Below are 19,315 nucleotides of genomic sequence, written 5' to 3' on the forward strand. Positions count from 1 at the left end.
GGTTCTGGACGGGCCGGTGCCGCGCGGTCGGCGATGCGTCCTGCCGGCCGCGTCAGCGGCCGAGGCGGGCGATGAGCAGGTTGGGGTCCTTGCCGGTCAGGTAGGCGGCGCTGGGGACGTACACCTTGCTGCCGTGGACCGCGACGGAGGTGGGGGTCTGGAGCCCATCGGCCGGTGTGAGGACGGTGGTGTGGGTGCCGTCGGGGCGGACGAGGTCGACCTGGTTGTCGTCGCGGGCGGCGAGCAGGGTGTCGCCGTGGCCGGTGAACGCGAAGTCGTCGATGGACGGCATGCCCGTGGCCCGGACCTGGATCTTTCCGGCGGTGCCCTTGGCGGTGACCGGGATACGCAGGACGGTGCCTCGGTCGAGGTTGGTGGCCCAGACGGAACCGTTGTGCAGCTTGAGGCCGTTGGCGCCGGCGAACGTGGTGGGCTCCAGTTGTGTGCCCTTGGCCCAGACGGTGGCCTTTCCGCCGCGTGCGGGGAGGCGGTAGATCACGCCGTGCACGGAGTCCGTGACGTAGAGCTTGTTGGTGTGCTGGTCGAGGGCGAGGCCGTTGGGCAGTCCGTCGGCGGGCAGGGCGGCGATGCGGTGCGGGCGTCCACCGGGGCGGACTGCCCAGACGCCGGTGAGGTCGGCGGTGCCGGTGGCGTAGGTGACGTACAGGGTGCCGTCGTCGGCGCGGGCGATGCCGCCGACGAACGCCTTGCTCAGGTTGGGGGTGTTCGCCTTGGCGGGGGCGGGCAGTGTGGCCAGGACGTGCGGCCGGCTGCCCGGAGTGACGCGGACGATCTGCCGGGCGAAGGAGAAGGTCAGGTACGCAGCCCCGGTGCGGTCGACGGTGATGTTCTCGGGCTGCTGCGAGGCCGCCAGCTGGAAGTGGTTGGTGATGTGCGGCGCCGAGAGGGGCTGGGTCGTTGCGGTTGCCGTGGCCGCGGAGGCCAGCAGGACCGCGGTCGCGGCGAGGGTGGTCAGGGAGGTACGGACGCGCATGGGGTGGTTCTCCTGGTGGGGTTCTGCTGACGGTCCACTGCCGGCCCGTGGGGGTCGTGGGCCGGCAGTGGGGCTCGATGGGGTGGTACTGCTACGGCTCAGGGGGCGACGATCTTGATCGTGCTCGCCCAGCCGTGGCCCGCCTCGCGGATCTGCAGGGCCATGTGCAGCAGCTGGAAGCCCTCCAGCTCGCGGGCGTGCCTGAGCGCGCCGACGTCGACCGGGTTCAGCCCGCCGGAGGTGACCAGGTCGGCGACCTGCTTACGGGCGGCCTCGTCGTCGCCGGCGATGAAGACGTCGAGCACAGTGCCGTTCACCTCGCCGGAGATCAGGGTCGTGGCGAACGTGGTGTTGAACGCCTTCACGACACGGGTGCCCGGTGCGACGGCCTCGGCGATCTCTTCGGCGGCCGAGGTGCCCGGGGCGACGACGAGTGCGTCGAGGGAGGCGTCGACGGGGTTGCTGATGTCGACCAGCACCTTGCCGCTCAGCTGCTCTCCGTAGGCGGCGGCGAGCTGCTTGGCGGCGTCGAAGGGGACGGCGAGGACCACGATGTCCGCGGTGTCCACGGCAGATGCGTCGGCGGCGGCGATCCGGCCTTCGCCGGTTGCCTGCCCGTGCAGTTCGTCGACGAGTCGTACGGCGTTGCCGGGGTCCTTGGCGGTGACGGTGACCGTGTGTCCGCCCGCCAGAGCCCGGGTGGCGATGCCTCGGGCCATGTTGCCGGCACCGACGATGGTGATCTTCATGAGAGTGGTGTCCTTCCTCCTGTACTGCGCCGCGCTCTTGTCCTGTCCTGTGCCTGGCGTCTGTCAGACATGGACCCGCACCACGTTGAACGGGAGCTTGGGGTCGGCGATCTGGAACTGGAAGTTGACGATCAGCAGGTCGTGGCCGTCGACGGCGGCCGTGGAGGGGCTGTGCATGCCGTGGCCGTGGACCGTGCGCACGAGTTCGGCCCTGGTGTAGTCGTGGCTCAGCTTCAGGACGCTGATCTGGCCCTCGGGGTGGTCGAGTTCGGTGACGGCGGTCAGGATGTTGCCCCTCAGCAGCAGACCATCGCCGGAGACGCCCTTGGCGCCGCCGAGGTCGATCGGAACGACCTGGTGGGTGCGGACGTCGACGCGGTAGAAGGCGTAGTCGTTGTAGTCGGCGAGCAGGACGTAGCGGCCGTCGCCGGTGACCACCAGGCCGTTGCCGTTGAAACCGTCGTCGTAGACCATCGGGGAGTTGGTGAGGTCCACGCCCACGTGCAGTGGTTGCTGGACCTGCTTGCTCTTCAGCTCGGCGGCGGTGATGTGCCACAGCGCGGGGTGGATCGAGTCGGAGATGTAGGCGTCGCCGTTGGGGGCGAGGGCCACGTCGTTGAGGAAGGTGTCGGTACGGCCGGTGTCGAACACGTGCAGCAGGGCGCGGGTGCGGGTGTCGTAGACGAAGACCTTGCCGGTGGCGCCGCCCGCGACGATGAGCCGTCCCGCGCGGTCGGTCTTCATGCCCGCGACGGAGGTCCGTCCGTCCTTTCCGCCCGGCAGGAACACCTTGGTCGCGCTCTGATGGACGTCACCGCGGTAGATGGTGCCGTCGCTGGTGCTGCCGACGTAGAAGAAGGGAGTGCCCTGCTGGCGGGCGATGCCCTCGGGGTAGGTCTTGTCGCCGGGGACGGAGTAGCTGGCGGGCAGGGGTTCCCGGTGATGCAAGGCGGCGGCGTGGGGTGCATCGCCGCCGGAGGCGGCCAGAGCCGGGGCGGTACCACCCAGGACGAGGAGGGAGGCCACGGCTACGGCGGCGGCGCGGGGACGGAAGAGGCGGTTGTGGGACATGACGGATCTCCGGCCGTGAGTAAGTGAGCAGACCAAGGGGGTGATCAACAATGTGGGGCAATGAGCGCGGAGGACGCGGTCCGCGCGGAGTGCCCCGGATCCGCGCGGCGCGGGCGGCACACGCCGGCGGCGCTCAGTTGCCGGCGGCCGGGAAGAGAGAGCGGTTGGCGATGTCGATGATGAACGGGCCGACGTGGGCCGGGTACTTGTCGACGATCGCCTTCTTGTACGCGTCGCCGTCGTCGCCGAGCAGCTCGCGCGCGTCGTCGAGGTAGCGGCGGACGTCTTCGTAGACCTCCGGGCCGGTGGGCAGGCCGTGGCCCGCGAGGATCGTGTCGTAACCGGACTCGGCGGCCAGTGCGTCGACGGCCTGCTGCCAGCCGGTGATGTCGTTGTTGCCCAGGTAGAGGTGGACGTCGTTGTAGACGAGGTCCTGGGCGATCAGGACGCCCTGCTCGGGCAGCTTGATGAGCAGCTCGTCGGCGGCCTCACCGCCGGAGACGGCCTCGAAGACGAACGGGACGCCGTCGATGAACTCGGTGCCCGGGATGATGGCCACGCTCGGGGTGAAGTCGCTCAGGGGAATGACCTGCCCGGTGGGCAGGTTGCTGTCGCCGCGGGCGATGATCTGGTCGCGCACCTGGACCAGAGCGTGGACGGGGACGCCGAAGCGGGCGGCGCCGTTGTAGTGGTCCGGGTGGGCGTGGGTGACGATGAGGCGGTCGATCGGCTTGCCGAGGCCCTTGGCGTAGGCGATGGCCTCGTCGGCGTAGGCGGGCAGCAGCTGGGCGTCGATCGCGATGACGCGGGCCGTGGTCTCGATCAACTGGGTGGTGGTGTGGAAGGTGTCCGCCGGGGACATGTAGCTGTGGATGCGCACCGCGCCCTTGTCGAGGACCGTGACCGTGCCGTTCATGAGGGACTCCTGGAGGTGGAGGCGGCCCTGCGCCGCCTTGACGACCTCTACTTTCGTCGCGAAAGCGCAGGCAGGCGAGATACGCTGAAGACGCGGCATGGTAAATCGAGGACATCTGGAGATCGTGGTGCTTTACGGGGATCCTGGCGGCGCCGACCCTGCTCAGGACGGTCCCATCCTTCGCCTCGACTTCAACCCGCCCGAGGAAAGGGTCCCGGGTTTCGAGATCATCGATCTCGCCACCCTGCACGAGCGACGGCGGCGGCGGGGGAGACGGCCCGACCTGGTGCACCGGGTGGACTTCCACACCCTCACCCTGATCACGGAGGGCAGCGGGGAGCATTCGATCGACTTCGTGACCTACCCCGTCCGTCCCGGCACCCTGTTGTGGGTCCGGCCGGGCCAGGTCCAGCGCTTCGTCCGGCCCGGCACCGCGAACGGCACGCATCTGTTGTTCACGCCGGCTTTTCCTCCGTACTCCAGCAGCGCCGACCGGCTGGTGAACGAGTGGTACGGGTCAGCGTGCTGGCAGCTCGGCGCGAGCCCCGCGTACGCGGGGCTATCGACCCTGCTGGGCCAACTGCGGGCCGAGTACGACCGCCCGGAACCCACCGTCTCGGCGGAGATCCTCCAACTCCTGCTGGCCACCGTGCTGTTGCAGATCGACCGGCTGCCCCATCCCGACGGCGGCACCGACCCCCAAGCCGGTGGCGAGGTGTATGCCCGCTTCCGCGCCGAACTGGAACACTCCTACGCCACCACCCGCCGCGCCGCCGACTACGCCCAACGCCTCGGCTACACCGTCAAGACCCTCACCCGCGCCTGCACGGCCGCCACCGGACAACCCGTCAAACACGTCATTGACAGCCGGGTCGCCCTGGAGGCCAGACGGCTGCTCGCCCACACCGACGAACCGGTGGCGACCATCGCCCGTCGCCTCGGCTTCCCTGAACCCACCAACTTCGGCAAGTTCTTCACCCGCCGCACCGGCGTCACCCCCGGCGCGTTCCGGCTCGCCCACCAGGCCCGGTAGCCAAGTCGGCAGACCCGCCGCTCAGCCGGTGCGGCATGATCGGTGGCCGGGGTGGAAGCAGGAATGGGAAGGGGCGTCAGGACCATGGACGAGCATGCGGAGATATCGACATCGAGCGACGCCGCGAACGACGCACTGATCCTGACCTTCGGGCGCTTGCAGGGGGCCGCCGCGAACCGGCTGGACTACATCCTGGGGCGGGCCTGGAGGTGGAGTGCGGTATCAGCCATCTGATGTTCGAGGTGCTGCTCATCCTGGGCCGGGCGGGGGCCCGGGGCTGTCCATGCGGGCCGTCGCCCAGGAGCAGGTCCTCACGACAGGTGGCGCCACGCGCCTGGTGGACCGCATGGAGGCGGCCGGCTTGGTCGAACGCGTCGAGGATCCAGGTGACCGGCGAGGGAGGCTGGTGCGCCTGACGCCGCTCGGCGAGGAGACCACGGTCTCCGCGTCCCGAATCCATGTGGAGAACATCAGGCGCTACTTCCTGGCGCCCCTGCCGGTGGAGGACTGGGACCGATTCGCCGAGAACCTGCGCATCCTGAGTCACAGCGCACGGGACACACTGCCCCGGCTTCCCTGAGGACTGTGCGGCCCGTTCCCGGTGGGCCGCTTCCACTCGCGCCGCTGGACCGGCGACGGCCTCGACACCACGGCACTCCATCGACCTGACCTGCGTCCCTGCGCCCGGGCGGACCTCAACCCCGCCGGAGGCGCCCCTGCGGCGATCCCCCTCCCCACGGCTGGACGGCTGCCACGGCCCCGAGGAGGAACGCGTCCGAACGGTCTCAAGCTTTGTGACTCCTTGACTCCGGCTTCCCGCTGCATTCATGAACTGCGGAGACACGTGGATCAGATGAATCGCCTGACGGTCGAACTCAAGAATACCTGACTAGTCAGGTACTGTTGGCTTCGGTGAACCGCTCGCACCAGGCGAGCACCCCACCCCTACGCCGAGGTCCTCGATGCAGCTCGTCTATGCCTTCGACGCCTACTGCGGCTGGTCGCACGGGTTCTCCCCGACCCTGCTGGAAGTCGTCTCCCGCCACCCTGACCTGCCCGTGGAGGTGATCTCCGGCGGCTTGTTCACCGGCTCGCGCCGGGGCCCGATCCGCGAGTTCGGATACGTCCAGGGCGCCAAGGCCCAGATCGCCGAGCTCACCGGGGCCCAGTTCGGTGAGGGGTGCGACCGGCTGATCGCCGACGGCTCGTTCGTGATGGACTCCGAGGCCGCCGCGCGGTCGGGGGCCGCCCTGCGCCGGGCGGCCCCCGACCGCGCGGCGGAACTGGCCGGCGCCCTCCAGCGGGCCTTCTACCCCGACGGCTTCACCCTGTCCGAGGCGTCCACCTACCGGAAGGTCGCCGAGGAGGCCGGGCTGGATGCCGACGCCGTGGTGGCCGCCTTCGAGTCCCGCGAGGCTGACGACTGGGCGGCGGACGACTTCCGCCGCTGCACCGACCTGGGAGTCACCGGCTTCCCCACCCTGATCGCCGTCGACGGCGACCGCGTGACCGCCCTGGCCCGCGGCCACGCCACCGCCGACGAGGTCGACCGGCGCCTCGCCGTTCTGTCCTGACTGTGCCATCCCCACCCACACAAGGAGCACCAACCATGAACAACCTCTCCTTCACGGTCTTCGACCTGGACTTCCCGGCCGGCAGCAAGAACAAGACCGCCACCCTCGTCACCGGCGAGAGCGAGGCACTGCTGGTCGACGCCGCCTTCACCCGCGCAGACGGCCACCGCCTAACCGCCGAGATCCTCGACTCGGGCAAGACCCTGTCCACCGTCTTCGTCAGCCACGGCGACCCCGACTTCTACTTCGGCGCCGAGGTCCTCGCCGACACCTTCCCCGAGGCAGAGTTCGTCGCGACCCCGCTCGTCATCGAGCACATCCAGCACTCCTACGAGGGCAAGCTCAAGGCGTGGGCCGCCCTCGGCCCGAACCTGCCCACCCGCCTTGTGGACCTCCGGCCCCTGAACGGCGACCTCACCCTCGAAGGACACCGCTTCGAGCTCAAGGGCGGTCCGGCCGCACTGCCCGACCGCCACTACCTGTGGCAGGCCGAGCACCGCGCCCTCCTCGGCGGCGTCCTGCTCTTCCAGCAGGAGCACGTCTGGGTTGCCGACACCCCCACCCCCGACGACCGCGCCGCCTGGATCGCGCTGCTGGACGAGATGGCCTCCCTCGGACCGGAGCTGGTCGTCCCCGGCCACCGCCTGCCCGACGCCCCGGCGAACGCCTCCGCGATCTCCGCCACCCGCGACTACCTGCTCGCCTTCGAGGAAGAGCTGGGCAAGGCCGCCGACGGCGCAGCCCTGACCGAGGCGCTCGTCGCCCGCTACCCGGACAACGGCATGCTCATCGCCGCCCAGATCGGCGCCAAGGTCGCCAAGGGCGAGATGAAGTGGGGCTGACCATGACCGACTTCGCCGCGTCCACAGCCCCCGCCGACGTCGTACGCCGCCAGTACCTGGCCTCCGCGGCCGGTGACCTGGAAGCCCTGCGCGCCACCCTCGCCCCCGATGTGGAGTGGACGGAGATGGCCGGCTTCCCCCTGGCCGGCACCTACCGCACCCCCGACGGGGTCACCGCCAACGTCATGGAGCAGCTGGGCAAGGAGTGGGACGGCTGGACCGCCCACGACGACACCTACGTCGTCGACGGCGAGAACGTCGTCGTCCTCGCCCGCTACACGGCGGCCAACAAGGCCACCGGCAAGAACATCGACGTCCGGGTCGCCCACCACTTCGTCGTACGCGGCGGCCTCATCGTCCGCTTCGAACAGTTCGTGGACACCGCGCTCGTCCGCGACGCCATGACCGCCTGACCCTCCCGCTATCTGAGGACAGCACAGATGAACGCCACCGTCGTGCTCGTGCACGGAGCGATGCACACCCCGTGGATCTTCGACCCCCTGCGCGAACGGCTCAGCGCCCGCGGCATCGCCTCGCAGGCCGTGCAACTGCCCAGCAGCAATCCCGACAGCGCGGCGGCCCAAGGGCTGGCCGAGGACGTCGAGGTGGTACGCGCCGCCGTAGCGGCTGTCGACGGACCTGTCGTGCTCGCGGCCCACTCCTACGGCGGAGTGCCCGCGACCTGGGCCGCCGCAGAGTCGGACGAGGTCGCGGAGCTCGTTTACATCGCCGCCTTCGCCCTGGAAGCGGGCACCTCGATGATGGAGTGGATGGGCGGCGACTTCCCGCCCACCTGGATCCACTCGCCCGACGGCCTGGCCGTGAAGGCGGGAGACGCCGAGGAGTCCGTCTTCAGCGGAGTAGACCCCGCCCTGACCGCCGAGGCCGTCAAACGCCTCAACTGGCAGGGCATGCGCGCCTTCACCGAGAAGCTGGGCGCCGCACCGACCGAGGTGCCCCTGACGTACGTCGTGGCCACCGAGGACCCGGCGCTGCCGCCCGCGGTACAGGAACAGTGGGCGGCGCGTGCCGCCCACAGTGTCCGTGTTCCCTCCGGGCACTCCCCGCACCTGTCCCACGCCGACGAGGTAGCCGACGTTCTCGTCAAGGCCGTCGCGCGGGCCGCGTCCAACAGGTCCTAGCGTCCGCACGGCTGGCTCCTGGAGTTCACCCACGCCAGGAGCCAGCCTTTCGTCATGAGACCGACAGCGCTGATTGCTGACCGTTCCGGAGCACGAACGGCGGCTGCGGGACCTCGTCCTGGCCGAGACTGGCAGCTTCGGCGTCCGCCGTGTCACCGCCACCCGCAATACGCTGCGCGCGGCTTCGAGACCGTCGAATGGTGCCCAAGCCCGAGCTAGAGGACGTCGTGGCCGCCGCCACGGAACTTGTCCTGCCGCTGCGGGCCGTCGCTGCCCGCGCCCTGCGCCTGACTGGCGACCGCCGCCCTCAACGACAGCAGGAGGAGTTGGGTGAGTGACGACACCGTGGAACAGAGTCTCCTGAACCGTATGCGGGCCATCGGCCCGGTCGCCGTCGCCTGTTCCGGCGCTGTTGACTCCGCCCCTCGTCCTGGCCGCCGCCGTACGCGCCCTCGGCCCGGAACGCGTCCTTGCCCTCACAGCCGTGTCGGAGAGTCTGGCGGTTGGTGAACTGCCTCGCCGACGACGTCGGAGTCACCCACCTGACGCCGCTCACCGGCACTGGGCCGTCCCGGATCTCGGGCCGACGGCCGCGACCGCTGCTACTTCTGCAAGTCCGAGGTCCTGGACACCATCACCACCCTCGCCCACGATCGCGGCTTCCGCTATCACCGGGAGACAGGCGCCGAGCAAGATTGTTGAACGATGCTACGATCCTGGCTGCCAGGTTGCTGCGGCATTCGGACAGTGAGGGGAAGCCCGTGACTAGCGACGAGGACTACCGAGCACCGGCCTCCTTGGATGTCGTGCGTGCCTGCGCCGTCCGAGCCAAGCAGGGTGGTATCGCTCTCATGGGTGCCTCGGACGCCGAGATCGACTCGGCGCTGCGTTGCATGGCGGAGCGTTTGGGATCGGCGCAGTCGGCTCTTATGGCCGCCAACGAGAAGGACCTCGCGGCTGCCGTCTCCGCAGGTATGTCGCCCGCGCTGCAGGATCGCCTGCGAGTGACCTCAGAGCGGTTGGAGGCCATGGCGGCGGAACTGCGCACGCTGGCGGACACCTCGCACGAGCCGAGGGACAGGGTCGTCGAGGTGCGCCCGGACGGCCTCACCCTGGTGGAGCGCAGGCGTCCGGTCGGGGTCATCGGCGCCAACTTCGAGGCTCGCCCGAACGTCACGCTCGACATCGCGTCCCAGCTCCTCAAGTCACGCAACGCGGGTGTGCTGCGCACCGGATCGGCTGCGCTCGGCTCGTCCCGGGCCCTGGTGGATCTAGTGATCGTGCCGGCCCTGGCCGAGGCGGGGCTGGATCCGGACGCCATCCAACTGGTGCCCAGCGAAGACCGCTCGGCGGCTTACGCGCTGGTGGCCCTGCCCGAGCTCATCCCGCTGGTCATCCTGCGCGGGAGTGGCGACAGCACCCGTGACCTCGGCCGTGAAGGCGCACGCCACGGTGTGCGGACCCTCGCCCATGCCGACGGCGGCGGAGTCCTGTACGTGGACTCCGCCGCCGCCGACAAGACCGCACACCAGCTGATCATCGACAGCCTCGACCGCCTGGGCGTGTGCAACCGCCTCAATCTGCTGCTCATCGACCGGCCTGTGTACGAAGAGCGGCTGCCGGGCATTCTTCAGCTCCTGCACCGCCTGGGCATCGCCGCATCCCTTCCCCCGCACAGCCATCCGCGCGGATACGAGTGGTCACTCGACCCGGAGCGTGCGGCAACCGTGACGATCGACGCCGCCGACGGCCCATCGGACGCGGCGCGGGTCGCGAACGAGGAGACGTCCGGGCTGGCCGCCGCCATCGTGACCGACGACCCCGCCGCCGCCACCCGGTTCATCGATGCTTATGGCGGCTCCGGGGTCTTCTGGAATTCCCCCACGCGACTTCTCGACGGCTTCAAGCTGCTGCGACTGCCGGAGACAGGTATCAACATCGACCGGGTCCCCGGTCCGCGTGGGCCAGTGAGCTTCCGCGATCTGTACCTGCGGCAGTACGTGGTCATGCCCAGCGCAGAGAATCTCGGCTAGAACCCTGGCTGCCGGAACGCCGGCCGTTCGACGGGTGACAGGCCCCCGGGGTTCGTTAGGTTTGTTGCCCGGTCATGCCTGGGTGTCCTGCCCAGTGGTGCCCGCGTCCTGGTCCAGGGATGCCAGCCTCTGATGTCGTAGTGCCTCGGCCAGCGTCTGGTGCCCGGACTGCTCGGCGTGCACGACTCTTCCGCTGGGCAGAGCGCGCTGCCACCACTCGCCGGCCGCGGTGTCGGCCGAGACACGCAGTTCGACCAGTGCGGCGCCGAGGCGACGTCGGGAGGCGTTCAGCGCGCTGGGCACGGGATCCGGCTCTGCGAGGAGAGCCGCCGTGTGTGCATGGGCGTGCTCGACGGCGGTGAGTGCGTGGTCGAGGCGGTCGCCTGCGCGCCGGTTGGTGACTGCCAGGGCTGCGGCGAAGCCGACGAGCGTGCCGACGAGAGTGTCCGTGATCCGTCCGGTGATCAGTTGGACGGAGTCCTGGGTCCGGGCGAACTCGGTGATGAGCAGGGCCATCGGGGTGACGCAAACGGTATGGAGCCAGTAGTTGGGGCCGATCAGTGCCGCGGCGGCGAAACAAGTGGCGAGGAAGCACAGCACGAGGGCCGCCGGATGCAGGTGGGCGAGCGGGACGATCACGGCGAAGACGAGGACGCCGATGAGGTTGCCGACGACCCGCTCAACTGCTCGTCGCCGGGTGAGCGTGAGGTTGGCCTGGTACAGGGAGGCGGCGGTGACGAGGGCCCAGTACGGGCGCCCGATCCCGAAGGCGAGGGAGGCGTATCCGGCAAGCGCGCAGCCGATCCCGGTGCGCACCGCGATGGGGGCGAGCAGATTGTGCCGGCTCCACCACGCCGCCCGGGGCGACGCGGTCGTCTCGGCGTCGACGCCGAGGAGTTCCTCGCCGTCCGGCACAGGGTGTTTGAGGTAGGGGAGCGGGCCCGAGCCGCGCAGGTTGCGCGCCCACGCCTGCAGACGCTCCGGGTCGGCATCCCCAGGGGCGGTGACGGCGACCTCGGCGCACGCGACGAGCCGTATGAGGGAGCGGCGTGTGAGGTCGCTTCGGGCGCCGGCGGGCGGTAGGCATTGCCAGGCGGCCTGCACAGCTGCGGCAGCGGCGGCGCGGCCTTTGACCTGGGGCTCGACCGTGCCGCTCACGGCGACGTACGCGGCGACCGTGTCGAGGGCGTGGGCGGTGGCGCGACGCTCGGGTCCGTGGGGGCGCAGCAGGCCGGGCGCCATGCAGACCAGCCAGGCCCAGACACCCCCCAGCAGGGCCAGCGCGATATGGCCGGGGACCTGAGCGGGAGTCTGAGGCAAGAACAGAGCGGTCGAGCTGATGAATGTCAGGACCACACTCGCGGGCGGGCCGATGCGGGTGGCGTCGCAGACGGCTTTCTGTAGGGCGGCCATGAGAGCGCCGACACTTACCAGGACAACTGCGTTACTGGTGAGCGCCGCCGCGAGCAGCGCGACGGCGAGGCCACCGACCATGCCGAGCGCCACCCAGGCCAGGGCCCGGTACCGGGCAGCGTATGGGCGGTTGTGGCAGTACAGCGCCGACATGGCACCAGCTATCGGGTACATCGCCAGGTCGAGCCTGTCCAGCGCGAGCAGGGATAGCGCGGGCAGGGCGGTAGCGGCGAGCACGCTCAGCGCCGGCTTGAACCAGATGTCGGAGGGCGGGGCGCATCGCAGCATCCCGGCGTGGGCCACGCGGCGCAGGGCCGCACGCGTACTCATCGATTTTCTCCGTGAGATACGCCGTCGTCCCTAGCGGGGGCGATCGGCGCTTGGGGTGTCGTGCCGCGCGGGAAGTGCGAGCCGAGAAGGGGGGCGAACGTAGCTGGCTGTGAGCCTTCGCGCCGGGCCAAGCATCAAGATCGGAACAATTCTGACGCGGGCGCACGAGCACGACCCGGTAGGCGAGGCGTCCGCGGCGCAGAGGCGTCCCTCGGTCGGCGGGTCGGTCGTCGAGCAGGTCGTTATCGTCGGGCGGTGTCTTGAGCGCGCTTCGTGAGCCGGTTTGCGGCTGCCAGGGGGGCGTCGCCATGACGCCGGTCCGGCGGCCTGACCGGACCGGCCTGCTCGTGGTCGAGAGTTGCTTCCAGGGCTGCAGTTGACATGGAGAACCTTCATAGGCGGATGAGATGACTGACTTAATCTATCTTAAGTCAGAGCCTTTGGGAGGGGGTGGTGACGTCATCCCTGGTTGTCCTGCTGGTCGACCGCGACAGCCGGGCGGTCCGAGCGCTGTTCCGCTGCCCGCGCCCTGGAGGTGCTCGGTACCCCGGCGAACCTGCTGGTGCTGCGTGGGGCGTTCTACGGCACGACGCACTTCCAGGACTTCGTGCGGGAGCGGGGGCACCGTTCACCCGCGGCTTTCTTGCACCGAGGGTCACATCCTGCCGCCTGGCGAGGTCGAGGTCGTTGCGGCACCCACCCTGCTGAGCACCGTGGCAGCCGACGACTGACCAATGCCACGAGGGCCCTGCCCGCCTGCGGCAGAGCCGACGGGCGCAGGCGCAACCGCGGCGCCGGCGATTCCGGTACGCGGGATGCCGACACCAATCCTCGCTGCAGAGCTGATCGCGTCGATCGCGTCACATATCTGCGACACGTCGAGGCCCTGGGTGACGAGGACGTCGTACTCCTCGCGGTGCATGCAGGCGACTCGGCTACTTGTCCTGTTCAGGAGCTCCGCCAGGCGCTCGCTGTCAGCACGCTGCCCAAGCCCGGTGACACAGGCGACGCTGAAAGCTGGGTGCGCGCGTGGTCCGAGATCCTGTGAGAAGCCAAGCAGCGGCTGGAGTTTGTCAAGAAAAGCATCAACCACAGCCCCTCCCTGGAGCAGGCCTTGGCCTACCTCCGCCACCGCCATGGCGACCTGCTCCCGGACCAATCGCGCAAGCGGACCGCAGTTCCCACCCCGCGCTCCGCGGCAGCCCACAACCCTGCTGTCTGACCCTGCCACTGCCTTTGCGCGGCGCACCCGTCTTGTCTGAGTCAGGGAAGCAACCGAGACAGACCCATGAACGGGACAGCGAGTAAGCGCCAAGCCTCCTCCGTCTGCCGATACCGGGATCGCTCGCAGGCGGCCGCCCCGTCGCGTTCTCTCACGACAGGCAGGACGACGGCCCCTCTATCAGCAGCATTCCACGAGCATGAGTTCGCCAGACGTTCTCGCTCTGGCCATGGATACGCTCGGGGCGATCGAAGCAGTCACCTGCCGTACGCTGCCTTAAGTCAGAAGCCACCGCAGATTCTCGATCGCGGTGCCTAAGCGTATAGTGAGACCATGGCGACTCCACTTCGCGACTCCCTCACCGACCGCGACAGCTGGTACGACGTTCCCTGTTCAGGGCGCCTCGCCCTGGAGCTCGTCTCCAACCAGTCCACGTGGATTCTCCTGCGGGAGGTCTACTACGGCACGACGCATTTCACGGATCTTGCACGTCAGGCGAAGGTAAGTCAGCCCACGGCATCCGCGCGTCTGACGGAAATGGTCGACGCCGGCCTTCTCAACAAGGTCTCCTACCAAGAGCGCGGCCAGCGCTCCCGTGAACGCTATGTACTCACCGACCGCGGCAACCAGCTCATGACGGTGTTCTTCGCCCTGATGCAGTGGGGCGACCGGCACCTGGCCCCCGACGGGGGCGCCGTACGCTTGCGCCACGCAGATTGCGGCGCGGGGGTGCGCGCGGAACTGCACTGCAATGTCGGACACACCGTCACGCCGGACGACCTCGAACTGGTGCCTGGCCCAGCCATCGCCAGCACCGAACCTCTCCAAGAGCCTGGCGCCGTCTGAGCGCCTGCGCCTTTCTGGATGTCCTGGAGACTGCCTGGAGCGCTTCGAGTCGGCGTCGGTGATCACTCGGGCCGGCGCGGCCAGGTGTCCTTGACGGAGCTGGGCCGGTGAAAGCAGCCGCAGGCGCGGGACAGGTTCTGATGGACGGATTCCTGGCCCGCACTGACCGCTTTTCTTCGATCCCTTGGCTTTGCAGAACAGCTCCTGCTGTAGGCGCTTGAGCTTCTTCTCGGCCCGGCGCAGGAACCGAGGGCGATCAATCTTCCTGCCGACAGCGAGCCCAACCGCTCACACGCGAAGAACGCGCGGTTGAAGAGCAGGCGATCGCTACCTGTCTGAGGCCTGGCGTCGGCTGCGCTGTAGCGTCTTCGGATCGTCGTGCCCTGGTTCAACCCGTGCGTGTCGACGTTCGACGGACATCATGCGGTCTGGGCTGAGCCTTCAACGGCCAGACGTGCCGGAAGACTTCTGGCGGCGATCCCGAGAGCCAACGCTGTTCAGCGGTGGCCGCGAGGGCGCCGGTCGGCAACCGCGGTGTCTCTGATGGCCCAAAGGGCAGCAACGGCATCGGTAGTGAGTGCGCCGGGGGACCGGCGTGGCGTCCATGATTGTGCATCGGTACGCCAGCCGGTCCCGCCGGCATTGGCAGGCAGGGTGCCCGTCAGCGGGGCCCGCTTATTACGGCCTGTTGGTCTCGGCGGCGGCGAGCCGCTCGCGCGCGAGGTCGTAGGCGGCGGCGAGCGTGGTGACGCCGTCCCGGTGGCTGCGCTCCAGGGCCCGGGTGGTCGTCTCCGCGATCTCGTCGAGGCGGTGGTCGGCCTGCTCGGGGGTAAGGTGCTGGAGCTCGATGCCGCTGGCGTAGAGGATGCCGCCGGCGTTGGCGATGAAGTCCGGTGTCCAGATGATGTTGCGCTCGCGCAGTGAGTCGGCGACGGAGTCGGTGCTGAGCTGGTTGTTGGCCGAGCCCACGACGGCCTTGCAGCGCAGTCGCGGGACGAGCGCGGGGGTGAGGGTGCCGCCGAGCGCACAGGGGGCGAGGATGTCGACCTCGGCTTCATGGGCGGTGTCGAGGGGGATCCAGGTGGCGCCGACGGCCTCGGCCGGCTCACGCAGGGATTCGTCGATGTCAGTGGTCGAGACCGTGGCGCCCCGCTTGATGAGCTTCTCGGTGAGGGAGCGGCCGACGGCACCGAACCCGATCACGGCGACGGTGCGTCCGTCGAGGTTGGTGGTGCCCCACAGGTGCTGGGCGGTGGCCAGCAGGGCCCGCTCCACGCCACCGGCGGTGCCGTGAGTGGTGGCGGGGATGCCTTCGGGGGTGATGGTGTAGCCACCGACGTAGGGCGTACGCATGCGCATGGTGCGCATCTCGGTCGGTCCGGTGCCCACGTCGGGGGCGACGATGTAGCGGCCCCCCAGCGAGTGGACGACGTCGGCGACGTCGAGCAGCAGGCTGGTGCGGAACTGGCCGTCGACCCGCTGGGGGCCGCCGGGCAGCAGCGGGACGACCGACTTCCCGCCGCCGGTGCCGTTGTTCGAGGCAGCGGCCTTGAACGTCATGGCGCGGCTCAGCCGCAGGGCGTCGACGACTGCGGAGACGGGGGAGTCGTACTTCGTCAGGCGGACGCCGCCCAGCGCCGGTCCGAGCTTGGTGTTGTGGACGGCGACGATGACGGGCTGGCCGGTGCGCTCGCCGCGGCGGATGACCACCTCCTCGTGATCGATGGTGGCGTCGAGTTCGGTGTGGGTGTTCATCTGGGATTCCTCTTTGTTGGGTCCGCTGGTGGGGTGGGTTTGTCAGAACGCTGCGAGCAGGCGTCCGTCGAAGGTGTGGAGGATCTTTGCGATCTGGTCCCGCTCGGCGGCGGACACCGTGCGTGCGGGGCGCTGGGGTGCGCCGACTGGGAACCTGAGCAGTTCGAGGCTCGCCTTGAGCGCGCCCACGAGGCCGTAAGCGAGCAGCTCGCCGAGGTGGTCGACCTCGTCCTGCAGAGCGTCGAGGCGGTGGTGTCCGGCGGGGTCGTGCCCGGCGCCGACCAGCTCGGCCAGGAGCGGTGCGGCGATGTTGGACAGTGCGGCCACGGCGCCGTCCCCGCCGAGCCGGAGGGTGGCCGCGATCAGATGGTCGCGACCCTGCAGCACGGCGAAGTCGGACGGGCGGGCCTTGAGGAAGGCCGCTACCAAGGACAGGTCCCCGCTGCTGTCCTTCACACCCACGATCCTCGGGTGCTGTGCGACCTCACGCAGGACTTCGGCGGAGATACCGTTCCCGGCGAACTGGGGGATGTTGTAGAGGACGACGGGCCGGGGGGCATGATCGGCGAGGGTCACGAACGCGTCGATGGTCTCGGCGTCGGAGAGCGGGAAGAAGGTCGGCGGAGTGACCACCAGGTAGTCGGCCGCCGAGTCGGCGTACTGGTCGAAGGTACGCAGGGTCGCATCGACGCTTGACTGCCCGGCGCCGACGTAGAGCGCGGCGCGCCCGTCCAGCTGCTGGCCTGCGACCGCGACCGTTTCTCGCTCGACATCTGCGGGAAGCCACGGGTGCTCACCGGAGGAACCCAGCACGAAGACGCCGTCGACGTGCGGAACCAGTGCGTCGATGTGGCGGGACAGTGCGGGGCCGTTCAACCCGTTGTGCGGCGTCACCGGCGTGATCACTGGGCACACCAGGCCACCGGGGCGGCCGGCTCGCGTCGTAGCCATTCCTGCTCCATTCGGATGATCAACCCCGTCGGTGAGGGGTCGACTGAGCGCAGCGTAGAGGCTGACTTAAGTATGCACAAGTCAGCGACAGGCTCGTTGACATCGACGTTCTCTAAAAAAGTGAATTTCTTCCGCCATCTCACTTGTGCTTGCCTATGTGAGCGCGGTTACGCTCCGCCGGACATCAGACCAGGCGTCTGCAGGGCTCTACGCAGGAGACGAGATGATCGAAATCAGATCCATTGACAGTCCGTCGGACGCAGACACAGGGGCGGGGCCCGAACTGGGGTGGCCCTCGCTCACCTTCCGGTTCGGCAAGGCCGGGGCCTACATAGCGCCGTCGTCTTCATCGGCGGAGTGATCGCCTTCTTCGCGGGATACGGCACCTTCGACCTCACCGTTCTCGGGGTCGTCGGCCTGATGACGTTGTTCGTGGGATCCGTACTCGCCCGGAGCTTCTCGACCTTCTGGGAACGAGCCATCGACGGCGTCGCCTCCAAGAACTCCGCGACGCTGCTCCTTCTGCTGCTCTCGATCAGCGTCGTCTCGGCGATGATCAAGGCAAGGTGACCGACAGGAGGTCCTTCATCGACATCAGGCCGGCGGCCAGTGCCACCAGCGTGCCCGTGACGAGTCCGATCAGGGCGGTCAGGAACAGATCACGCTTGACGAACGCGACAATCAGCAGCACCAGCACCGGGACAAGCATGACCAGACCACGCGGCGAGGGATCACCCGCAGCGGCCGCCGCCGCGTGCGTGCTGCCTCCGAACAGGTTGCCGGCCCCCATCCCGGCCAGATAGAAGAGCACCGCAGCGACCAGCGCGGCACTCAGCGAGTAGGGGCCCGTGCCCGGACCACGCCGCCGACCTCGGCCAGCCCATTACGCCGGCGGTAGCGCTGCGAGGAGGCCGAGATCACGGTGGTGTCCGAGATGGGGGCCAGGTTGTCACCGAACAACGCGCCCGAGAGCAGTGCGCCGGCCAGCAGTACCGGCTGCGCACCGACCGCCACCCCGGCTGGGTAGAGGATCGGGAAGACCGTGAACATGGTGCCGATCGAGGAGCCGGCTGCCATGGCGATGACGCACACGACCAGGAACGCGACCGCGACGTACGCTCCGCCGCTCAGGTTCAGCTCGGTGGCCAGCCACACGAATCCGTTCGATGTGCCGCGCGACGGCAAGCCGACCGGCTTCCTCGTGTCGGGGGTGAGCGGGATGTTGCCGCTCATCCTGCTCGCGGTAGTCATCTTCGCGATGATCGGAGTCCTGCAGTCCGCAGGCGTCTTCGACGACAACGTGGCGCTGATGACTCGTTCGAACCCCGGCAAGAGCCCGGTGTGCGCCGAGTTCATGATCGCCGCAGGGGCCGTGCTGACCACCTCCGCCTTCGACGGCGTGAACGGGCCGTCAAATGATCTTCTTCGGTAAGTTCGCCGACCGGATCGGAGCCGACGTCGGGCTCCATCCCTACCGGCGCGCCAACATCATGGACTGTTTCACCCTCGGGCTCGGTGTCATCTTCCCTGTCGCCAGCTCGTTTCTGCTGATCGCAAGCACCCTGACACAGGGCTATCCAGGCATTCCGCCCGTGTCCGCACCGTCGATCTTCACCCACCGCCTTCTACCCGCTCTGCCTGACGCTCGTCATGGTCGCGGCCATTCTCACCGGGTGGGGCCGACGGTACGAAGGCCCGAACGGGGCCCCGACGCGCTCGCTCACACGGTGAGCGCTGACCCGACCGGCGACGAGAGTTTACTGACCTCGGCGTATTAGGGTCCGTCCGGTCTGTCGAGAGCGAGGGCCGTCCCGGCGAGGAACCCTCCAAGGACGCCGTGCTGGTATTGCAGCCCCTTGAGCCGCCTGTGGAGCAGAGTCTCCAACTCGCTGAGGGTGCGGGCGGCCAGGTTGGGCTGGTTTGGCCCGGCTCCGCTTGAGGTGTGCCCACAGGCACTCCACAGGGTTGAGGCCGGGCGCATACCCGGGCAGTAGGACCACAGTCAGCCAGCCCCGCTCGGCCACGAGTGCCTTCACCGCCTTGGAGACGTGGGCTCAGCCGGTCCCACACCACGATCAGTGGGGCCTTCGGCATTTGGTGGGCGCCATCAAAGAGGCGGATGTAGTCCGTCTCGCCCAGCGAGCGACGCTCGCCCTTGCTGCCGGTATGCCGACGCAGCCGGTAGCACAGATGGGCGGGCAGGCCCGGCCGGAAGCACAGCAGCCCGGCCACCGAGAGCCGTCCGCGGCTGCGGTCGGACGCCTAGCGCCGGCCGATACCGCGTACGAGCACGTCACCGGCCGGTCCCGCGGGTGATGACTGAGCGTATGAGCTCCTGTGCTGCCGACGGCCGTTGCCAGCCGTCGGCATCCGCTTCCGCTCATATCGCGTCGCGGTCACTGCACCACGGAATCGGCGATGGAGACGCCCATGTCGAGCATGAC

Annotated in this window: 20 protein-coding genes and 4 pseudogenes; 11 read left to right on the top strand and 13 right to left on the bottom strand. The window is 69.1% G+C overall.

Annotated features, from left to right (window positions below; genetic code table 11):
* Window positions 1-52: 52 nt before the first annotated feature.
* From ACZ6BB_RS37535 to ACZ6BB_RS37550, 4 genes and pseudogenes are all read right to left on the bottom strand, one after another.
* Window positions 53-994, bottom strand: coding sequence for an SMP-30/gluconolactonase/LRE family protein (locus ACZ6BB_RS37535; RefSeq protein ID WP_471619600.1), 942 nt, complete (start codon window positions 992-994; stop codon window positions 53-55).
* Between the two features lie 98 nt (window positions 995-1,092).
* Window positions 1,093-1,752 (bottom strand): annotated as a pseudogene (locus ACZ6BB_RS37540) (NADPH-dependent F420 reductase); the annotation flags it as partial.
* A gap of 54 nt (window positions 1,753-1,806) precedes the next feature.
* Window positions 1,807-2,814, bottom strand: coding sequence for an SMP-30/gluconolactonase/LRE family protein (locus ACZ6BB_RS37545; protein WP_471619601.1), 1,008 nt, complete (start codon window positions 2,812-2,814; stop codon window positions 1,807-1,809).
* 133 nt (window positions 2,815-2,947) lie between these two features.
* The gene (locus tag ACZ6BB_RS37550) at window positions 2,948-3,730 is read right to left on the bottom strand and encodes an MBL fold metallo-hydrolase (RefSeq protein ID WP_471619602.1); all 783 of its coding nucleotides are present in this window, start codon (window positions 3,728-3,730) and stop codon (window positions 2,948-2,950) included.
* 97 nt (window positions 3,731-3,827) lie between these two features.
* Between ACZ6BB_RS37550 and ACZ6BB_RS37555 the strand changes: the two genes are divergently transcribed.
* From ACZ6BB_RS37555 to ACZ6BB_RS37580, 6 genes and pseudogenes are all read left to right on the top strand, one after another.
* A complete protein-coding gene (locus ACZ6BB_RS37555; RefSeq protein ID WP_471619603.1) occupies window positions 3,828-4,763 on the top strand; it encodes a helix-turn-helix domain-containing protein in 936 nt (311 codons plus the stop codon).
* A gap of 84 nt (window positions 4,764-4,847) precedes the next feature.
* Window positions 4,848-5,343 (top strand): annotated as a pseudogene (locus ACZ6BB_RS37560) (MarR family winged helix-turn-helix transcriptional regulator).
* 382 nt (window positions 5,344-5,725) lie between these two features.
* On the top strand, window positions 5,726-6,337 hold the full coding sequence (locus ACZ6BB_RS37565) for a DsbA family protein (protein WP_471619604.1): 612 nt from the start codon (window positions 5,726-5,728) through the stop codon (window positions 6,335-6,337).
* A gap of 35 nt (window positions 6,338-6,372) precedes the next feature.
* Window positions 6,373-7,179: an MBL fold metallo-hydrolase gene (locus ACZ6BB_RS37570; RefSeq protein WP_471619605.1), complete on the top strand. Its 807-nt coding sequence runs from the start codon at window positions 6,373-6,375 to the stop codon at window positions 7,177-7,179.
* A 2-nt stretch (window positions 7,180-7,181) separates the two neighbouring features.
* On the top strand, window positions 7,182-7,592 hold the full coding sequence (locus ACZ6BB_RS37575) for a nuclear transport factor 2 family protein (RefSeq protein ID WP_471619606.1): 411 nt from the start codon (window positions 7,182-7,184) through the stop codon (window positions 7,590-7,592).
* Between the two features lie 27 nt (window positions 7,593-7,619).
* Window positions 7,620-8,321, top strand: coding sequence for an alpha/beta fold hydrolase (locus ACZ6BB_RS37580; protein ID WP_471619607.1), 702 nt, complete (start codon window positions 7,620-7,622; stop codon window positions 8,319-8,321).
* Between the two features lie 215 nt (window positions 8,322-8,536).
* On the opposite strand, the gene ACZ6BB_RS37585 is transcribed toward ACZ6BB_RS37580, so the two are convergent.
* On the bottom strand, window positions 8,537-8,665 hold the full coding sequence (locus tag ACZ6BB_RS37585; RefSeq protein WP_471619608.1) for a hypothetical protein: 129 nt from the start codon (window positions 8,663-8,665) through the stop codon (window positions 8,537-8,539).
* Window positions 8,666-9,082: 417 nt separating this feature from the next.
* On the opposite strand from ACZ6BB_RS37585, the gene ACZ6BB_RS37590 reads away from it, so the two are divergent.
* A complete protein-coding gene (locus ACZ6BB_RS37590) occupies window positions 9,083-10,354 on the top strand; it encodes an aldehyde dehydrogenase family protein (RefSeq protein WP_471619609.1) in 1,272 nt (423 codons plus the stop codon).
* A gap of 72 nt (window positions 10,355-10,426) precedes the next feature.
* Here ACZ6BB_RS37590 and ACZ6BB_RS37595 read toward each other — a convergent pair whose 3' ends face one another.
* Complete coding sequence (locus ACZ6BB_RS37595; RefSeq protein WP_471619610.1) at window positions 10,427-12,097, bottom strand: FUSC family protein; 1,671 nt, start codon at window positions 12,095-12,097, stop codon at window positions 10,427-10,429.
* Window positions 12,098-12,752: 655 nt separating this feature from the next.
* Window positions 12,753-13,190, bottom strand: a complete 438-nt coding sequence (locus ACZ6BB_RS37600) for a hypothetical protein (protein WP_471619611.1) — start codon at window positions 13,188-13,190, stop codon at window positions 12,753-12,755.
* Window positions 13,191-13,652: 462 nt separating this feature from the next.
* Here ACZ6BB_RS37600 and ACZ6BB_RS37605 point away from each other — a divergent pair, with 462 nt between their 5' ends.
* A complete protein-coding gene (locus ACZ6BB_RS37605) occupies window positions 13,653-14,165 on the top strand; it encodes a winged helix-turn-helix transcriptional regulator (RefSeq protein ID WP_471619612.1) in 513 nt (170 codons plus the stop codon).
* A 174-nt stretch (window positions 14,166-14,339) separates the two neighbouring features.
* On the opposite strand, the pseudogene ACZ6BB_RS37610 reads toward ACZ6BB_RS37605, so the two are convergent.
* The 3 genes and pseudogenes from ACZ6BB_RS37610 to ACZ6BB_RS37620 all read right to left on the bottom strand — a co-directional run.
* Window positions 14,340-14,444 (bottom strand): annotated as a pseudogene (locus ACZ6BB_RS37610) (RNA-guided endonuclease TnpB family protein); the annotation flags it as partial.
* A 399-nt stretch (window positions 14,445-14,843) separates the two neighbouring features.
* Entirely contained in the window at window positions 14,844-15,920 is a 1,077-nt protein-coding gene (locus tag ACZ6BB_RS37615) for a Glu/Leu/Phe/Val dehydrogenase family protein (RefSeq protein ID WP_471619613.1), read from the bottom strand.
* A 42-nt stretch (window positions 15,921-15,962) separates the two neighbouring features.
* On the bottom strand, window positions 15,963-16,871 hold the full coding sequence (locus ACZ6BB_RS37620) for a dihydrodipicolinate synthase family protein (RefSeq protein ID WP_471619614.1): 909 nt from the start codon (window positions 16,869-16,871) through the stop codon (window positions 15,963-15,965).
* A 357-nt stretch (window positions 16,872-17,228) separates the two neighbouring features.
* Here ACZ6BB_RS37620 and ACZ6BB_RS37625 point away from each other — a divergent pair, with 357 nt between their 5' ends.
* On the top strand, window positions 17,229-17,441 hold the full coding sequence (locus tag ACZ6BB_RS37625; protein ID WP_471619615.1) for a hypothetical protein: 213 nt from the start codon (window positions 17,229-17,231) through the stop codon (window positions 17,439-17,441).
* On the opposite strand, the gene ACZ6BB_RS37630 is transcribed toward ACZ6BB_RS37625, so the two are convergent.
* Window positions 17,428-17,682 carry a hypothetical protein gene (locus tag ACZ6BB_RS37630; protein WP_471619616.1) on the bottom strand — a complete coding sequence of 85 codons (255 nt, stop codon included), beginning with the start codon at window positions 17,680-17,682 and terminating at the stop codon, window positions 17,428-17,430. The genes ACZ6BB_RS37625 and ACZ6BB_RS37630 overlap by 14 nt on opposite strands.
* Window positions 17,683-17,702: 20 nt before the next feature.
* Window positions 17,703-18,026 (bottom strand): Na+/H+ antiporter NhaC family protein, encoded by a 324-nt coding sequence (locus ACZ6BB_RS37635; RefSeq protein ID WP_471619617.1) that lies wholly within the window; start codon window positions 18,024-18,026, stop codon window positions 17,703-17,705.
* Here ACZ6BB_RS37635 and ACZ6BB_RS37640 point away from each other — a divergent pair.
* Window positions 18,013-18,303, top strand: coding sequence for a hypothetical protein (locus ACZ6BB_RS37640; protein WP_471619618.1), 291 nt, complete (start codon window positions 18,013-18,015; stop codon window positions 18,301-18,303). The two genes, ACZ6BB_RS37635 and ACZ6BB_RS37640, sit on opposite strands and share 14 nt — an antisense overlap.
* The gene (locus tag ACZ6BB_RS37645) at window positions 18,287-18,649 is read left to right on the top strand and encodes a hypothetical protein (RefSeq protein ID WP_471619619.1); all 363 of its coding nucleotides are present in this window, start codon (window positions 18,287-18,289) and stop codon (window positions 18,647-18,649) included. Before ACZ6BB_RS37640 ends, ACZ6BB_RS37645 begins: the two co-directional genes overlap by 17 nt.
* Here ACZ6BB_RS37645 and ACZ6BB_RS37650 read toward each other — a convergent pair.
* Window positions 18,646-19,124: pseudogene (locus ACZ6BB_RS37650) on the bottom strand (transposase); the annotation flags it as partial. The gene ACZ6BB_RS37645 and the pseudogene ACZ6BB_RS37650 sit on opposite strands and share 4 nt — an antisense overlap.
* Window positions 19,125-19,315: the final 191 nt, after the last annotated feature.

It is taken from the genome of Streptomyces sp. NPDC041108 (assembly GCF_055592645.1).